Genomic DNA, 15,184 nt, shown 5'->3' with positions numbered 1-15,184 from the left:
CTTAAGAAGATGGAGGAAAAACTTATAATAAAGATTGTAAGCTCACATAAAAACAGAGTATTTTTATTCCTTGGTTACAAAAGAGATGATAGAGAGGTAGAGGAGTTTCTTAAAAAGATAGAGTTTTCACCTCTTAATGTATCAGGTCTTACCGGGAAGGTCAGAGATGTAATAGAAAATATTGATAAAGATTTGGAAAATCTTTTAAAGGATAGAGAAAAGATTATAGAGAAGAAGAGAGAAGAGGCAAAAAATCTAAAGAACATTATAATTTTAAGGGAGTACTATCTTGACAAGAGGAGAGAGGAAGAGGTTAAGCAGAAGCTCATAGAGTCAAAATTTTTTGTATTTATAAGAGGTTGGATAAAGGAGAGAGACATTAGAGATTTTAGAGAGAAGGTTGAAGAAAGGTTTAAAGATGTAATCGTTGAATTCCATGAACCTAAAAACTTAGAGGAGGTTCCTGTTGCCCTGAGGAATCCAAAGTTCATAAAACCCTTTGAGATGCTAACTGGTATGTATGGATTCCCAAAGTATTACGATTTTGATCCAACACCATACTTTACCCCACTCTTTATTCTCTTCTTCTCCATGTGTTTCGGTGATGTAATCTATGGCTCGCTTCTACTTTTAGGTTCCTATCTTCTTATAAAGATCTTTAAGATTCATGAAAAGGATAGAGGATTTTTCCACTTCTTCATGATTCTTGGTTTCTTCTCCATAATAGTTGGTGTTCTTACAAATTCATGGGCAGGAGATCTTTTCTCATTTCCTCAACTTGCAGTGATAGATGTGATAGGAGATAAAAATGGTCTCATAAAGATGCTAATCCTTTCCCTTGCAGTTGGTTTTGTATCCCAGCTTTTTGGAATATTTCTAAAAGCTCTAAACAATATAAGGCATGGGAAGGTCCTTGATGCAATTTTTGACCAGTTTTCATGGATATTGGCTCTTTCTGGAATTGGAATCTATATTATAGGTTCAACACTCAAATTTACAGTTCTCCTTGGAGTGGGTAAATACATGACAATAGCTGGAGTCCTTATAATTCTTTTTACAGGTGGAAGAAAATCGAAATCAATATTTGGAAAAATTGTGGGTGGAATAGTATCTCTCTATGGAATAGTTAGTAGCTATGGTTTCTCTACAGCTCTTGCAGATATTCTCTCATATTCAAGACTGCTTGCTCTTGGTTTTTCAACCACAGTTCTTGGTATTATTATGAACACAATGGCAAGGATGTTTGGTAAGGGAGTTATGCTATTTATTCTTTCACCTTTGATACTTCTTGTAGGACATGGATTGAATTTCTTTATGGGAATTCTTGGTGCCTTTGTTCACCCAACAAGGCTTATATTTTTAGAGTTCTTTGGTAGATTTTATGATGATGGAGGAAGAAGGTTTAAACCATTTAAATTTTCAAGTGAAAAAATTATTCTTAAAAAGGCAGATTAAGAAAGGAGTGGTAAAATGGAAAACACGTTAGGTTTAGCATTTGCAATCATGGGAATGATGGCAGCAGTTTCCCTCGGTGGCATGGGTTCAGCCATCGGTATAGGTATTTCAACCACACAGGCTACTGGGGTTTTATCAGAAAAACCAGAACTTTACGGGAAGTTATTTGTTATAATGGCGCTTCCCGGTACCCAGGGTTTCTACGGTTTTATAGAATTCTTCTGGATCATGACAAGACTCAATCTATTTTCTAAGATTCCACAGGTCTCATTAAGCCTTGGCCTTCAACTCTTTGCCATTGGTCTTGGAATGGGTCTTGTTCAGCTAATTTCTGCAATACACCAGGGGAAAGTATCTGCAGGATGTATCAATCTTGTTGCTGAAAGGGAAGAGGAGACAGGTAGAGCAATAATTCTCCCAAGCCTTGTTGAAGTTTATGCAGTTCTTGCTCTTATAGCATCTATTCTTATAACAAATATAGTAACTGCAGGACTATGAAAATAGAAAAGATAATAGAAGAGATAAGAAAGGAAACAGAAGAGGAGATAAATAAAATCCTTCTTTCGGCTCAGAAAGAGATAGAGATAATTGAGAAAGATACAGAAGAGAAGTTAAAGAAGATTGAGGAGAAGTGGGAGAAGATAAGAAAAAGAGAACTAAGTGCCCTGAAGGAGAAAAATGAAGGTGAAATCCAAAAAGAAGTGGAAGCGCTTATACTTAAGAGAAAGAATGGAATCCTTAAAGACTTTAAAGAGCATGTGAAGGAAGAATTGAAAAAGGTGGATAAAAATACACTGAAGGAATTCTTTTTGAAGGAGATAGAGAGGAGCTCTGAAACTGGAAAAGAGAAGATAGTTATAGGAAAAGATTTTAATAGTCTCTTTGATGAGGAATTTAAAAGAAAGATAAGAGAGACCATAGAGAAAAAGTTGGGTCAAGAGAACCTCAAATTTGAGATTGGCAATGAAACTGAAGTTGTAGGAGATGGTTTTGTTGTGACCATTTCTCCATTAAGGAAGTTGGAAGATAAGTGGAAAGATCTTTTGCTTGAATTACCTAAAATTCTATTCTTAGAGGAAGAGAAGTGAGTTTGAAAGGTTGGAACTACATCTCAGGAAAATCAGTGGTTCTAATGAGTAAGATCTTAAAGAGTGAGGTAATGAAGAATTTTCTTTCTAACACCATTGATGAATTTATCTCCAACTTAAGAAGGATATATGAGGTAGGGGAAGAGTACAAAGATTTTAATGAAATAATAAACTATGACTGGCGAAAAAATATGGACCTGATAAGGACTAAATCACCCGAGGACTTTGTTTTTAACTACTTTCACACCTCCACTCTTTTTCTCTCCATAAGAGGTGTGTTGAGTGAAAAAGAGATTACATTAACAACCGAAGATATATCAGTAAGCGAAATAAGAAACTATATTTATAAAGGTGTAGGGAAGCTACCTGAAGATGTAAAGCTCATCTTGAAAGAGTTAAAGAGGCACATTCAAGATGAGAAAAAGACAGAGATCTTTCTTATAAAGAAAGAGGTGGAGAGGGAACTGGAATTTGTAAAAAGGGATGAGTTTTTAAAGAGATTTCTTGAAATTAAAGTGGATCTTACCAATATTGTGAACTTCATAAGACATAAAGCCTTGAAGGAATCAGATTTTTACTATATTCCATATGGGACAATAAAATCTTCAACATTTGATTCCTTTGAAAAATCTTCAATAGAATCCTTTATTGATTTCTCCCTTAGAAAGTATCCATCTTTTCGGGTAGAGAGAAAAATGGAGGATATGCTTCTCTCTTTAGAAAAGATAAAGGATGAGTATCTAATAAAATATCTTAAGAAATCTTACGGTGATGGCTTTGGTCCCTCTCTTCCCTTTGCCTATATGAATTTGAAACTTGTGGAGTATAAAAATTTAAGGACAGTTTATACAGGCATAAAGTATAATCTTCCAGAGAGTATGGTGATTCGGAGGTTGAGGAATATAAATGGATAAGATATGTTTTTTCGGTGATGAATCAATAGGTTTAATACTTAAGGGTCTTGGAATAGATGCCTTCTCTGGCAAAAATATAGAGGCAATCTTACCAATATACTTTGAGATGAGAAAAAGATTCCTTCCGGTAGTTATATTTCTTCCCACTAAGGGAAAAAGAGAGGAAGTGAGTTTTAAATACATAAGAAGGATGATAGAAAAAGCAGTTGGAGTGGATATTCTTAAAAAGGGAGAAGAAGAATGAAGAAAGGAAAAATAATTAAAGTTGCAGGTCCTTTGGTTGTTGCCAAAGGACTTGAAAGTGTAAAGATGTATGAAGTGGTTCTTGCTGGAGAGCAGGGACTCCTTGGAGAAGTAATTCAGATAAAGGATGAAATGGTGTTTATTCAGGTTTATGAGGAGACAGAAGGTGTGGGTCCTGGAGATCCAGTTGTACCTACAGGAGCACCTCTTTCTGTGGAATTAGGTCCGGGTCTTATTGGAGCTATCTTTGATGGAGTTCAAAGACCATTGAATGTCATAAGTCTTAGACACGGACCATTTATTGTTAGAGGAGTTAAAGAGAAAGCTCTTCCAAGAGATAAAGAGTGGGAATTTGAGCCACTTGTAAGAGAGGGAGATGAGGTTGTAGAAGGAGACATACTGGGTGAAGTTAAGGAAACAGAGATTGTTATTCACAAGATACTTGTTCCTCCTGGAGTAAATGGAAAGGTGGAAAAGATTTTTTCAGGGAAGAAAAAAATTGAGGATACAGTGGTAGTTCTAAAAACTGAAGATGGTAAAAAGGAGATATCGATGCTTACGAAATGGCCTGTGAGAATTCCAAGGCCTGTGAAAAAGAAAATTCCTCCTGATATTCCTCTTGTTACAGGACAAAGAGTTATTGATACATTCTTCCCGATTGCTAAAGGAGGAACAGCGTGTATTCCTGGTCCCTTCGGTTCTGGAAAAACTGTTACCCAGCATCAGTTATCCAAGTGGGCTGACGCAGAAATAGTTGTATATGTTGGATGTGGTGAAAGAGGAAACGAGATGACAGAGGTGCTTATTGAATTTCCAGAACTTAAGGATCCAAGAACGGGACGCCCGCTTATGGAAAGAACAATTCTCATAGCCAATACATCAAATATGCCTGTTGCTGCAAGAGAGGCGTCGGTATTTACAGGCATAACCCTTGCGGAATACTTCAGAGATATGGGTTATAATGTTGCACTTATGGCAGACTCCACCTCTCGTTGGGCAGAGGCGATGAGAGAGATATCTGGAAGACTTGAGGAGATGCCTGGTGAAGAGGGATATCCTGCATATCTTGCTTCAAGAATTGCACAATTCTATGAGAGAGCTGGAAGGGTTGTTAATCTTGGAAAAGATGATAGAATCTCATCCTTGTCTGTAATTGGTGCGGTCTCACCTCCTGGTGGTGATCTCTCAGATCCTGTAGTTCAATCCACATTGAGAGTTGTAAAGGTATTCTGGGGACTTGATGATACACTTGCATCAAGAAGACATTTCCCTGCAATAAATTGGTTGACGAGTTATTCACTTTACACACATGATCTTGATCCATACTATAGAGAAAAAGTGAACGAAGAGTTTCCCTCTTTAAGGGAAAAAGCAATGGAGTTGTTGGAGAGGGAGGCTGAACTTGAGGAAATTGTCAGACTTGTGGGAATCGATGCTCTCTCACCGAAGGATAGACTCGTCCTTGAAGGAGCAAAATCTATAAGGGAAGATTTTCTTCACCAGAACGCCTATCATGAAATTGATACATACACTTCATTAAAAAAACAATACTTAATGCTCAAACTTATACTCTTCTTCTATGATAAGAGTGTCGAGGCACTACAGAAGGGTGCAGAACTTGAAAGCATCATTGAACTTCCTGTTAGAGTGGATATAGCAAGAGCAAAGTATATACCTGAGGAAGAAATGGATGAGAAATTTAATGAACTAATTGAAAAAATTGAGGAGAGTTTCAAATCTCTTACTGAAGAGAAGGAGGTTGTTAATGGCTAAAGAGTATCTTACCACAAGTGAAATAGCAGGACCTCTTATGGTAGTTCAGGATATTAGTGGAGTAAAGTATGGGGAACTTGTGGAGATAACACTTCCTTCTGGAGAGGAAAGAAGAGGAAAAGTTCTTGTTGCTGAAGAAAACAGGGCACTTTTACAGCTCTTTGAACCATCATACGGACTTACCCCAAAGGAATGTAGAGTTAAGTTTACTGGTAGAGGACTTGAAGTTCCTGTCTCAAAGGACATTCTTGGAAGGATATTTAATGGATTTGGTGAGCCTATAGATGGAGGACCTGACATCATTCCAGAGGATATGAGGGATATAAATGGAAATCCAATAAATCCATACGCAAGAGACTATCCAAATGAGTTTATTCAAACAGGTGTGTCTGCTATTGATGGACTTAACACTCTTGTAAGAGGTCAAAAACTACCCATATTTTCTGGGGCAGGACTTCCACATCCTCATCTTGCTGCTCAAATTGCAAGACAGGCTAAGGTGCTTAAGACAGGAGAAAAATTTGCGGTGGTTTTTGCCGCTATGGGTATCACTTTTGAGGAGGCAAACTTCTTCATAACTGATTTAAAGAGAACAGGGGCAATAACAAAGGCAGTGCTCTTTATAAATCTTGCAAATAACCCTGTAATTGAGAGAATATCTCTTCCAAGAACCGCTCTTACAGTGGCAGAGTACCTTGCCTTTGATCTTGATATGCATGTACTTGTAATACTCTCAGATATGACAAACTACTGCGAGGCGTTGAGAGAAATTTCTGCTGCAAGAAAGGAGGTTCCTGGAAGGAGAGGATATCCTGGATACATGTATACAGATCTTGCAACAATATACGAGAGAGCTGGAAGAATAAAAGGAAAAAAGGGATCCATAACTCAGATTCCTATTGTAACAATGCCTGAAGATGATAAGACTCACCCAATACCTGACCTTACTGGATACATAACAGAGGGACAGATATTCTTGTCGAGGGATCTTCACAAGAAGGGAATCTATCCTCCCATTGATGTAAGGCCATCACTTTCAAGACTTAAAGATAAGGGTATTGGAAAAGGTAAAACAAGGGAAGATCATTCAGATCTTATGAATCAGTTATATGCAGCTTATGCAAGAGGAAAGGACGCAGAGGAACTTGCTACAATTCTTGGTGAGACTGCATTAACGCCTGTTGACAGGATTTTTGTAAAGTTTGCAAATCGTTTTGAAAGAGAGTTTGTAAATCAGGGTGAGTATGAGAACAGAACCATTGAAGAAACACTGGATATAGGATGGAAGCTTCTATCTATGATTCCAATTCCTGAACTTAAGAGAGTGAGAGAGGAGTACATAGAGAAGTATCTGAAGAGGTTTATAGATGAAGATAAAAGCAAATCCTAATAGAATGGTTCTCCTCCGCCTAAAGCGGAGGCTTAATATTGCAAGAAGGGGTCATAAACTTCTAAAGGATAAACTGGAAGGAATGATGAAGGATTTTATAAAAACTGCCAAAGAGTTTAGAGAGGAGACAGAAATTGTTGATAGAGAGTATTTAAGGATTGAAAGCCTCTTTGCCCTTGCAGAAAGCGAAATGGGGAAGGAGACGATAAAACTTCTATCTAAAAAAAGAGCAGACATAAGATTAAAGCATGAGAAGAAAAATATAATGGGGGTAGTTGTTCCAGAATTTAAACTTGATATAAAAGGAAAAGTCTTTGGCTACCCAGTTAACATAACAACCCCTGAATATGATTTTGGAATTCAGGGGTTTATAAAGTTTTTGCCAAAACTTATCTCTCTTGCGGAGAAGATAAAAACTCTTGAGGAGTTATCAAGAGACATAGAAAAAACAAGGAGAAGGGTAAATGCCCTTGAATACATAATGATACCATCTCTTGAGGAGACCATAAAATACATTACAAATAAACTTGATGAGTTGGAGAGAGAATCTCATGCAAGAATTTCAAGGATTAAGGAGATAATAAGAGGGGAGGAGGGAAGGTAAAAATAAAAGGGAGGGCATCTGCCCTCCCTTTTTAAATTCTTTCTTACCCTCTAAACTTTTCTTTATCCACCAATTTTCCGTGACTTATAACATATGCTGGTTCATCATGATTTCTTAAAGCTTCAAGAACATTTTCCTCTTTTAGAATAACAAGATGTGCATCATTTCCTTCTTTTAGACCAAAGTTCTTTATCCCCATAGCTTTTGCAGCATCAATTGTTATCATGTCATAGAGTTTTTCCATATCTTCACTTGTTGTCATCCATAAAATATGGGATGAAAGGAATGCTACTTCCAACATGTTATTTCTACCATAAGGATAGTAAGCATCTGATATATCATCCTGACCAAGGGCTACAAGTGCACCTTCCTCTATCATTTCTTTAACTCTTGCATGAAGAGGTCCTGTGTGTGGATCACTTATAACTCCCATCTTTGCCTTCTTTAGAATGGCAACAAGTTTCATAAAGTATGGTTTTGGATAGAGAGCCATTGCTCTTGCATGGTGAGCAAGAACTCTTCCTTCCCACCCCTCTTTTATCGCCTTGATGGCAAGCATCTCCAGTGTCCTTAATCCAGGATCACCAGCGTCATCAACAAGCATGGACACAGGTTTATCAAATTCCTTTGCAATTTCAAACATCTTGTCAATATGTTCCTGTTCGTCTTCCTCAGTGAATTCAATCCATGGGATTCCACCAACTACATCTGCACCCATTTTCATAGCTTCTCTTACAAGTTCATATGCTCCAGGTTCCCTTACCACTCCGTCCTGTGGAAAAGCTACAACCTGCACATCAACAATCCCCTTAAACTCTTCTCTTGCTTTGATAAGTGCCTTTATTCCTTCAAGTTTTGCCTTACTATCCACATCAGCAAACGCCCTTATATGGGTAACACCATTTAATGCTGCCAGTTTGAGCGCTCTTCTTACATTTGGAAGTATCCACTTTTCATCATACCTTTCCTTTATCTTGGCTGCGAGTTCTATAGCTGTCATAGCCTTTCCCATATCCTCTCCATGGTAGTCCTTTAGCGCCTCTTCTGTCATCTTCATAAGTGTATAAACTTTACAAAGATGAAGATGGGCATTTACAAATGATTCAGTTACAAGTTTTCCTTTTGCATCTATCTCTATTGAACCCTTCTCATCAACCTTCTCTTTGATAGTTTTGATCTTTCCATCAAGAATTCCAATATCAACAAGACTTTTAAATTTTCTTGTTTTCGCATTTCTAATTACTATATCGTACATAAGAAACCTCCTTACTATTATTTCGGTATTCTTCCTTCCTTTAAATATTTTTGAGCAAGTTTTGCTCCCTCAAGGATAGATTCATATCCAGTACACCTACATAAATGATTTTTGAGAGCTTTAAGTATCTCTTCTTCGGTAGCATCTATATTTTTATTAAACAGGGCATATAGCTCCAGTATGATTCCTGGAGTACAAAATCCACATTGAACTGCGCCACTATCTATAAGAGCTTGTTGTATTGGATGAAGGTTTTTACCATCAGTTAATCCTTCAATTGTGATTACTTCTGCTCCTTCCAATTTTTTTGCTGGGTAGATGCAACTTTTTACAGCTTCACCATTTACCACTACAACACATGCACCACATGTGGCGTCATCACAACCTCTTTTTGCACCTGTAAGATTAAGGTAGTCTCTTAATATATCAAGAAGTTTTTCCCACCCTTCTATCTCCACACTTACAGGTTTTCCATTTACTGTAAAGTTAATCTTTTCTCCCATTTCTATTCCTCCTTAACTATTTTACCTCTAAGGGTTCTTTCTCTTTCTTCTCTTTCTCTTCAATAGCTTTCTTTATCATTTCCGGTGTTACTGGTATTCTGTAAAAATCAACTCCTATTGCGTCATATATTGCATTAAGTATTGCTGGTGCAACTCCTATAACAGGATGCTCACCTATTCCTCTTGCACCAAATGGACCTATCTCACCAGGTACTTCCACAAATTCAACAGTTTGTTTCTTTGGCATATCCTCTATTGTTGGGAATCTGTAGGTTTTAAAATGAGGATTTATGAGCCTTCCATCTTTGTCAAATTTTAATTCTTCATAAAGTGTTGCACCAATTCCCATCATCACTCCTCCAACTACCTGACCCCTTATCTGAACAGGATTTATAACCTTCCCCACATCAAAGGCTGATGCAAAATGGTCTACAATTATCTTTCCTGTTTTCTTATCAATTCTTATTTCACATCCTTGAGCGCCAAATGTATATGAAACTCCCATGTTTCCCTGTCCTGTTTCTGGGTCTGGAAGGGAGTAGCGTGGAAGTCTTGCATCTGATGTTGCCTGTATAACCTCTCCCACTGTCATTCCATTCTCATGCATGTATCCTCTTGCAAGGTCTTTCACAGCGATTCTTACACTTGGATCAGATTTGAGAAAGACATACTCTCCATCATAATCAAGCATATCAACATCGCATTTCAAAGCATAGGATGCATTTTTCTTTAACTTTTCTATTATCTTTTGAGCAGCTCTAACTATAGCTCTTCCTCCCTGCACGGTGAACATAGAACCGATGGTTTGCCACTCCCATGGAGAAAACTGGGTATCTATCTCCGTATATACCCTTACCTTTTCAGGAGGAATTTTCAATGCCTCTGCTGTTACCTGTTTAACCACAGTCCTTAACCCCTGTCCTACTTCAGCGCCACCCATGTTGATTGAAACGCTTCCGTCTATGTTTAACTTCATGTAGCAACCCTTTGAAGAGTTAGCTGCACCTTTCGGTCCCTTAACAACTGCTGCGAATCCTCTTCCATAATAATATCTTTCATCTTCTTTTGGCTTTGGAGTTGAAGTGATTGCCCTTTTAACCAAATCTGCACATTTCTTTACATCACCATTTGTCTTCCATATCTTTTCTCCAAGTGCTGTTTCTTTACCTTCACTAAGATAGTTCTTCTCTCTCAACTCAAATTCATCCATATTGAGTTTTCTCGCAAGGATATTCATAAGTCTTTCAAGAGCAAAGTGGGAATACTGATAGCCGTAACCTCTGTAAGCACCTACAGGCGGTGTGTTTGTATAAACTGAGTATGCCTCAAGATGACAGTTTGGAATCTCGTATGGCCCTGTTGAAGAGTGAGCAGCAGCTTGTGCAATGTTTACCCCTGTGTCAGCGTATGCACCAGTGGAGTGATACACTGTGGATTTTATTGCTACAAGTTTTCCATCCTTCTTTGCACCTATCTTCATTCTGATCCTCATACCATGCCCAATAACAGTGCTTGTGAAGTCTTCCTTACGAGAAGCAACCCACTTCACAGGTCTTCCTGGCACAAAACTTGCTATATAAGCTACTGTTTGTTCAATAATTACATCAGATTTATAGCCAAAACATCCTCCAATCTCAGGTGTATGAACTCTTACATCTCCTACTGGTATTCCATATGTCCTTGCAATATCCTCTCTTATTATGAAGGGGCAGATAGATGAAGACCAGATCTCAATGGTTCCATCCTCTTTAAACCAGGCAATTGTACCATGTGGTTCTATTGCTGCAGAGGAACCAAATGGATATATAAATTCTCCTTCAACAACTACATCAGCCTCTTTAAACCCTTTCTCTATATCCCCCTTCTTGAGTTCATAGTGCATGGCTATATTAGTTTTTGGTATAGGTTTGTATGATGGAAGATGCCAGTATTCTCCGTTTTTTTCATGGATGAGAACAGCATCTTCTTTCATAGCTTCAAGGGCATCTGTGTAAACAGGAAGTTTCTCATACTCAACTTTTATCTTCTTTACAGCTTGTTTGGCATAATAGGGATTTTCTGCAATAACTGCAGCTACTGGTTCCCCAATGTATCTTACCTTATCCACTGCCATTGGGTAACGATCTCTTATACAATCACCATAAACAACCTTACAACCTTTCCCGGTAACTACTTTGACAACCCCTGGAGATTTTTCTGCTTCAGATGTATCAATGGAGAGAATCTTTGCATGGGCGTAGGGTGGTGTTAATATAGCAGCGTAAAGCATTCCTGGTAGTTTGATATCATCAAGAAAGATAGCCTTGCCTGTCACTTTTGAGATTGCATCTGGTCTCTGAACATTTTCCTAAGTACTTAAATTCCAACCAAATCACCTCCTTTAAAAGGATAGAATTTTCTCTCACTCCACAAGCAAATTCATCTTAAGACATTCATTATTAATTTTATCGTATAAAAGCCAAAGATGAAAGTAATAGCGATACCAATCAAATTGATGTGGAATTTTCATACACTTTTAGGTATGAATTACAGTTGTTTTAAAATTTTCTACAAGTTTTTTAACTTCCATTGGTGTTTCATTTGGGTCTGGTTTGATAAGAGCAAAAAGAACATTTGTGCTTTTAACAAGAGCAATGTGTCTTAATCTGTTGGGATTGAAGGTTTTTTTTGTAAGATCCATCAGTTTATCAAGATCCTTCAATTTTCTATACATTGTTATAAACTTGCTATCACCTAACACAACTTCTCCTTTCTCAAGCTCTTTTGCCTCATCTATATCTGGGCCTAAGAAATAGTAATGTTTCTTAATTATATGAACATCTGTGTTTATCTTTACCTTTGATCTTAAGACTATATAAAGCCTGTCATGCTTTCTTGTGAGAAGTGATATTGGAAGGTATAGAAGACTCTGACGTGGTAGAAGAGTGAGGGTTAATTCTAATTTTTTAATACTGCTATCGTTTAGTTCGTAGTGAGCTCTAAAGCCAGTGTATCCTCCAATCCAGACATAGGTTTTATCTTTAATGTTTAAGTTCTTCTCAAAACCCTGAACATATTTTTTCATCAAGAGAAGGTTAATCTTTCTTCCCTGAAAAAATTGGAGGGTTATTATCCCTCCAATTACAACAAGAATAACTATAATTTGGGATTGACTCATAAAATCTTCTCCTCTCTCTTTCCACCCACAACAAGAACCTCTGTAAAACCTGCTTTATTTAAAGATTCCACTATCTTTTTTGCTAAGGTATTTGTTATATAAGATGCGAGAAATAGATTAAATGGATGGTAAGCCATGGGGTAAAGATCTTTTATGTGAATGATAATTCTTGTGAAGTCAATCTCTATTTCATCAATAAACTCACCTGTTATTAAGTCAAGTCCCGTTGTAGGTTCCTCAATTGTGGATAGAATTCGTTTTATTTTCCTTATAGTTTCTCTATCTCCTTTATATCTCATCTCAAATAATTATTATACAACTCTTTTAGTTCTTCAATGCCTCGTGGCGAATGTTCAAGGAGAGGAATTTCCTTTATTTCTACCCCTTTGAATTCCTCTCTCATCTTCTTTAAAACCTCTTCCTGCTCCTCTATCTTCCCTTTTATCCCTTCAGGAGCTTCTTTGCACCGGATTACCTTGTTTAAAAATATAGTTCTTAACTTTATCTTAAATTCTGAAAGGGACTCTGATATTCTTTTCGTTTCAAAGAGGGCAAGTTCCTCTGGCATTGTTACCACATTAACTGTTGTATTATCTGATGAGAAGAAGTTTCTCAGATCTTCCATTTCGCTTCTGTATCTAATTAACTCCTGCATTATATTATCTTCCTTTTCATCGGATGTAAGCACCACCGTTTCATCTTCTATCTGAGCTTCAAATTTCCCCTTCACATTCTCTATCATCCTTCTTCTATCAAGAATTTTCCTCCTCATTTTTATCAGCCTATCCGTCCATAGAAGGGAGAGTTTTGGCATTGCAAAAACTCTTATTGTTATTCCTGTTGGAGGTGTGTCAAATACTATTGTGTCAAATTCCTTTAGTTTTATGAATCTCTTTATGGCTTCAAGAACTGCATATTCCTCAATTCCGGGAGAATGTCTCAAAATATCAAAGTATCTATCAAGATTTAATGTGGTGAGGTATCTATAGGTGTTTTTCATTTTGTATGCAAGTTCATTTAGGTATTCCTTTATCATCTTCTCTATATCCACTTCAACAGCTGAAAGATTATCACTTATCTTTTTTATCTTATTGGAGAGTGTAAAGTTAAATGCATCTCCAAGGTTATGGGCTGGATCCAAGGATACAACAAGTACATTTTTATCCTCCAATGAACTACCTATACCAAAGGAAGCGGCTAAAGTAGTCTTTCCAACCCCCCCTTTTCCAAGGAAAAAGTATGTTTTCATTGTTTTCCTCTAATCAATATCAAATGTCCCTGCAGTTTCTGCAAAGACATCATCAAGGTTTTTACTTCTTTTCATCATCACATATATTTCCCTCTGCATATACGGAAAAAGTCTTAAGACAAGACCGGTTGGGGGAGAAGGAATTCCAGATAAAAACCCCATTGTTAGAAGTGCGAAAATATTCTCTGTTTCCTCCAATTCTTTTTCAATAAGAGAAACTGAAGCTTCTCTTAAACCTTTATCAACACCACCAAAGAATCTTTTAAGGAGATCGGAGAGCTTTTTCATCTCTATTTCACCTCTGTTTCAGGTTTTGGTCCTCTCTTAAATGCTCCTATGAAATCCCCAACAAGGATGAAGTTGAGGATAATCATTATTATTGTAAATATTGCCACAGGATACTTGGTTGTTGCTGCTTTGATTGCAGGAACTGCAACAAATAGATACCATATTAAAGCTACAGTAACTGTAATCCACAGGAATACTGCTGGAATAAGAACCGCATACTGCCAGGCCTTTTTTGCCTTCTGCACATTCCTAACCCATACCGCTGCTGTAATCATTGCAATGGATGCGAGGAGCTGATTTGCTCCAGCAAATCCTGGCCAGAGGGAACCAAGGGTTCCTCCCCATACAAGGAGCAATCCAAGTCCTGCAGCGATGATTGATCCAACCCACTTATTTGCAATAAACTTATAGAAACCTTCACTTGCCTTCTTAACAGGTTCCCATATTTCTCCCCATGCAAACCTTGCAAGTCTGTTGGATGTATCAAGAGTTGTAAGAACAAATGCTGAAACCCAGAGTCCAGCGAATGTTACACCAATTTTATAAGGTATTCCTATTGATTCAACAAGCTTTCCATACGAATGGGTGAATAATCCAACCTTACCAACAGTGGCTCCAATTTGTCCTGATCCATACTTTCCAACAAGAGCAGGAGTTGCAAGTTTTGACATGTCTGCTCCTGCTTCTTTAAGAACACTCATTCCAAATGCAGCTATGGAGAGAACAACTATGGTGGATAAGAATCCCTCTGTGAACATACCTCCATAACCAACGAGAAGTCCACTTAACTCATTATCCAGCTGTTTTGAACTTGTTCCTGAAGCAACTATTGAATGGAAACCAGACAGAGCTCCGCAAGCTATAATTAATGGAACAGTAGGCCAGAATGGTGAAGGTTGACCACTTATTAGGTTAGGAGAGAATACTGTAACTGCAGGCCATGTGAATCCTTTAAAGGCAACAAGAGCTGCGATAGCACCAATTATAAGCCCAAACCAGAGAATGTATGCATTTAGATAGTCTCTTGGCTGAAGTAGTACCCATACAGGAAGTGATGCGGCAATTATTATGTAGACAAACTGAATGACAAACCAAGCCTTCTTGCTTTGAATAACAATGAATGGATATTTAAATCCTATAACTATGGCAAGTATCAGTAGAATTACTCCTATAATGGAAGCGGCGGTAAAGTTCATCTTTGTTCTGTACATTATAAGACCTTCTATTATAGCTACAATGATGAAGAGGATTGATGCTGTTGCAAT

Annotated in this window: 16 protein-coding genes; 8 read left to right on the top strand and 8 right to left on the bottom strand. The window is 37.6% G+C overall.

Translation table 11 applies throughout. The features are described 5' to 3' along the window. The 8 genes from J7J33_01410 to J7J33_01375 all read left to right on the top strand — a co-directional run. A partial coding sequence (locus tag J7J33_01410) for a hypothetical protein (protein MCD6167950.1) occupies positions 1-1,455 on the top strand: 1,455 nt, incomplete at its 5' end. Between the two features lie 15 nt (positions 1,456-1,470). Beyond that, the gene (locus J7J33_01405; GenBank protein MCD6167949.1) at positions 1,471-1,953 is read left to right on the top strand and encodes a V-type ATP synthase subunit K; all 483 of its coding nucleotides are present in this window, start codon (positions 1,471-1,473) and stop codon (positions 1,951-1,953) included. After that, a complete protein-coding gene (locus J7J33_01400; protein MCD6167948.1) occupies positions 1,950-2,543 on the top strand; it encodes a hypothetical protein in 594 nt (197 codons plus the stop codon). Before J7J33_01405 ends, J7J33_01400 begins: the two co-directional genes overlap by 4 nt. Before the next feature lie 44 nt (positions 2,544-2,587). Beyond that, a complete protein-coding gene (locus tag J7J33_01395; GenBank protein MCD6167947.1) occupies positions 2,588-3,457 on the top strand; it encodes a V-type ATPase subunit in 870 nt (289 codons plus the stop codon). Beyond that, complete coding sequence (locus tag J7J33_01390) at positions 3,450-3,701, top strand: hypothetical protein (GenBank protein ID MCD6167946.1); 252 nt, start codon at positions 3,450-3,452, stop codon at positions 3,699-3,701. The genes J7J33_01395 and J7J33_01390 overlap by 8 nt, the downstream gene beginning before the upstream one ends. Further along, on the top strand, positions 3,698-5,473 hold the full coding sequence (locus J7J33_01385; GenBank protein ID MCD6167945.1) for a V-type ATP synthase subunit A: 1,776 nt from the start codon (positions 3,698-3,700) through the stop codon (positions 5,471-5,473). The genes J7J33_01390 and J7J33_01385 overlap by 4 nt, the downstream gene beginning before the upstream one ends. Further along, the gene (locus tag J7J33_01380) at positions 5,466-6,863 is read left to right on the top strand and encodes a V-type ATP synthase subunit B (GenBank protein MCD6167944.1); all 1,398 of its coding nucleotides are present in this window, start codon (positions 5,466-5,468) and stop codon (positions 6,861-6,863) included. The genes J7J33_01385 and J7J33_01380 overlap by 8 nt, the downstream gene beginning before the upstream one ends. Further along, positions 6,841-7,467 (top strand): V-type ATP synthase subunit D, encoded by a 627-nt coding sequence (locus J7J33_01375; GenBank protein ID MCD6167943.1) that lies wholly within the window; start codon positions 6,841-6,843, stop codon positions 7,465-7,467. Before J7J33_01380 ends, J7J33_01375 begins: the two co-directional genes overlap by 23 nt. A gap of 43 nt (positions 7,468-7,510) precedes the next feature. Here the strand turns inward: J7J33_01375 and J7J33_01370 are convergent, their stop codons facing one another. The 8 genes from J7J33_01370 to J7J33_01335 all read right to left on the bottom strand — a co-directional run. After that, entirely contained in the window at positions 7,511-8,722 is a 1,212-nt protein-coding gene (locus tag J7J33_01370; protein MCD6167942.1) for an amidohydrolase family protein, read from the bottom strand. Between the two features lie 17 nt (positions 8,723-8,739). Then, complete coding sequence (locus tag J7J33_01365) at positions 8,740-9,225, bottom strand: (2Fe-2S)-binding protein (protein ID MCD6167941.1); 486 nt, start codon at positions 9,223-9,225, stop codon at positions 8,740-8,742. A gap of 16 nt (positions 9,226-9,241) precedes the next feature. Beyond that, positions 9,242-11,539 (bottom strand): xanthine dehydrogenase family protein molybdopterin-binding subunit, encoded by a 2,298-nt coding sequence (locus J7J33_01360; GenBank protein ID MCD6167940.1) that lies wholly within the window; start codon positions 11,537-11,539, stop codon positions 9,242-9,244. A gap of 201 nt (positions 11,540-11,740) precedes the next feature. After that, complete coding sequence (locus J7J33_01355; protein MCD6167939.1) at positions 11,741-12,382, bottom strand: hypothetical protein; 642 nt, start codon at positions 12,380-12,382, stop codon at positions 11,741-11,743. Next, positions 12,379-12,681 (bottom strand): hypothetical protein, encoded by a 303-nt coding sequence (locus J7J33_01350; GenBank protein ID MCD6167938.1) that lies wholly within the window; start codon positions 12,679-12,681, stop codon positions 12,379-12,381. Before J7J33_01350 ends, J7J33_01355 begins: the two co-directional genes overlap by 4 nt. Then, complete coding sequence (locus J7J33_01345) at positions 12,678-13,631, bottom strand: ArsA family ATPase (protein MCD6167937.1); 954 nt, start codon at positions 13,629-13,631, stop codon at positions 12,678-12,680. The genes J7J33_01350 and J7J33_01345 overlap by 4 nt, the downstream gene beginning before the upstream one ends. Before the next feature lie 9 nt (positions 13,632-13,640). Beyond that, positions 13,641-13,919, bottom strand: a complete 279-nt coding sequence (locus tag J7J33_01340) for a hypothetical protein (protein MCD6167936.1) — start codon at positions 13,917-13,919, stop codon at positions 13,641-13,643. A gap of 2 nt (positions 13,920-13,921) precedes the next feature. Continuing rightward, on the bottom strand, positions 13,922-15,184 hold a 1,263-nt coding region (locus J7J33_01335; GenBank protein ID MCD6167935.1), incomplete at its 5' end, for a carbon starvation protein A.

Source organism: Caldisericia bacterium (assembly GCA_021158845.1).
Classification (GTDB): Bacteria; Caldisericota; Caldisericia; order B22-G15; family B22-G15; genus B22-G15.
Note: the sequence above shows the minus strand (reverse complement) of the source record. Positions and strands in the feature narration are given on the sequence as shown.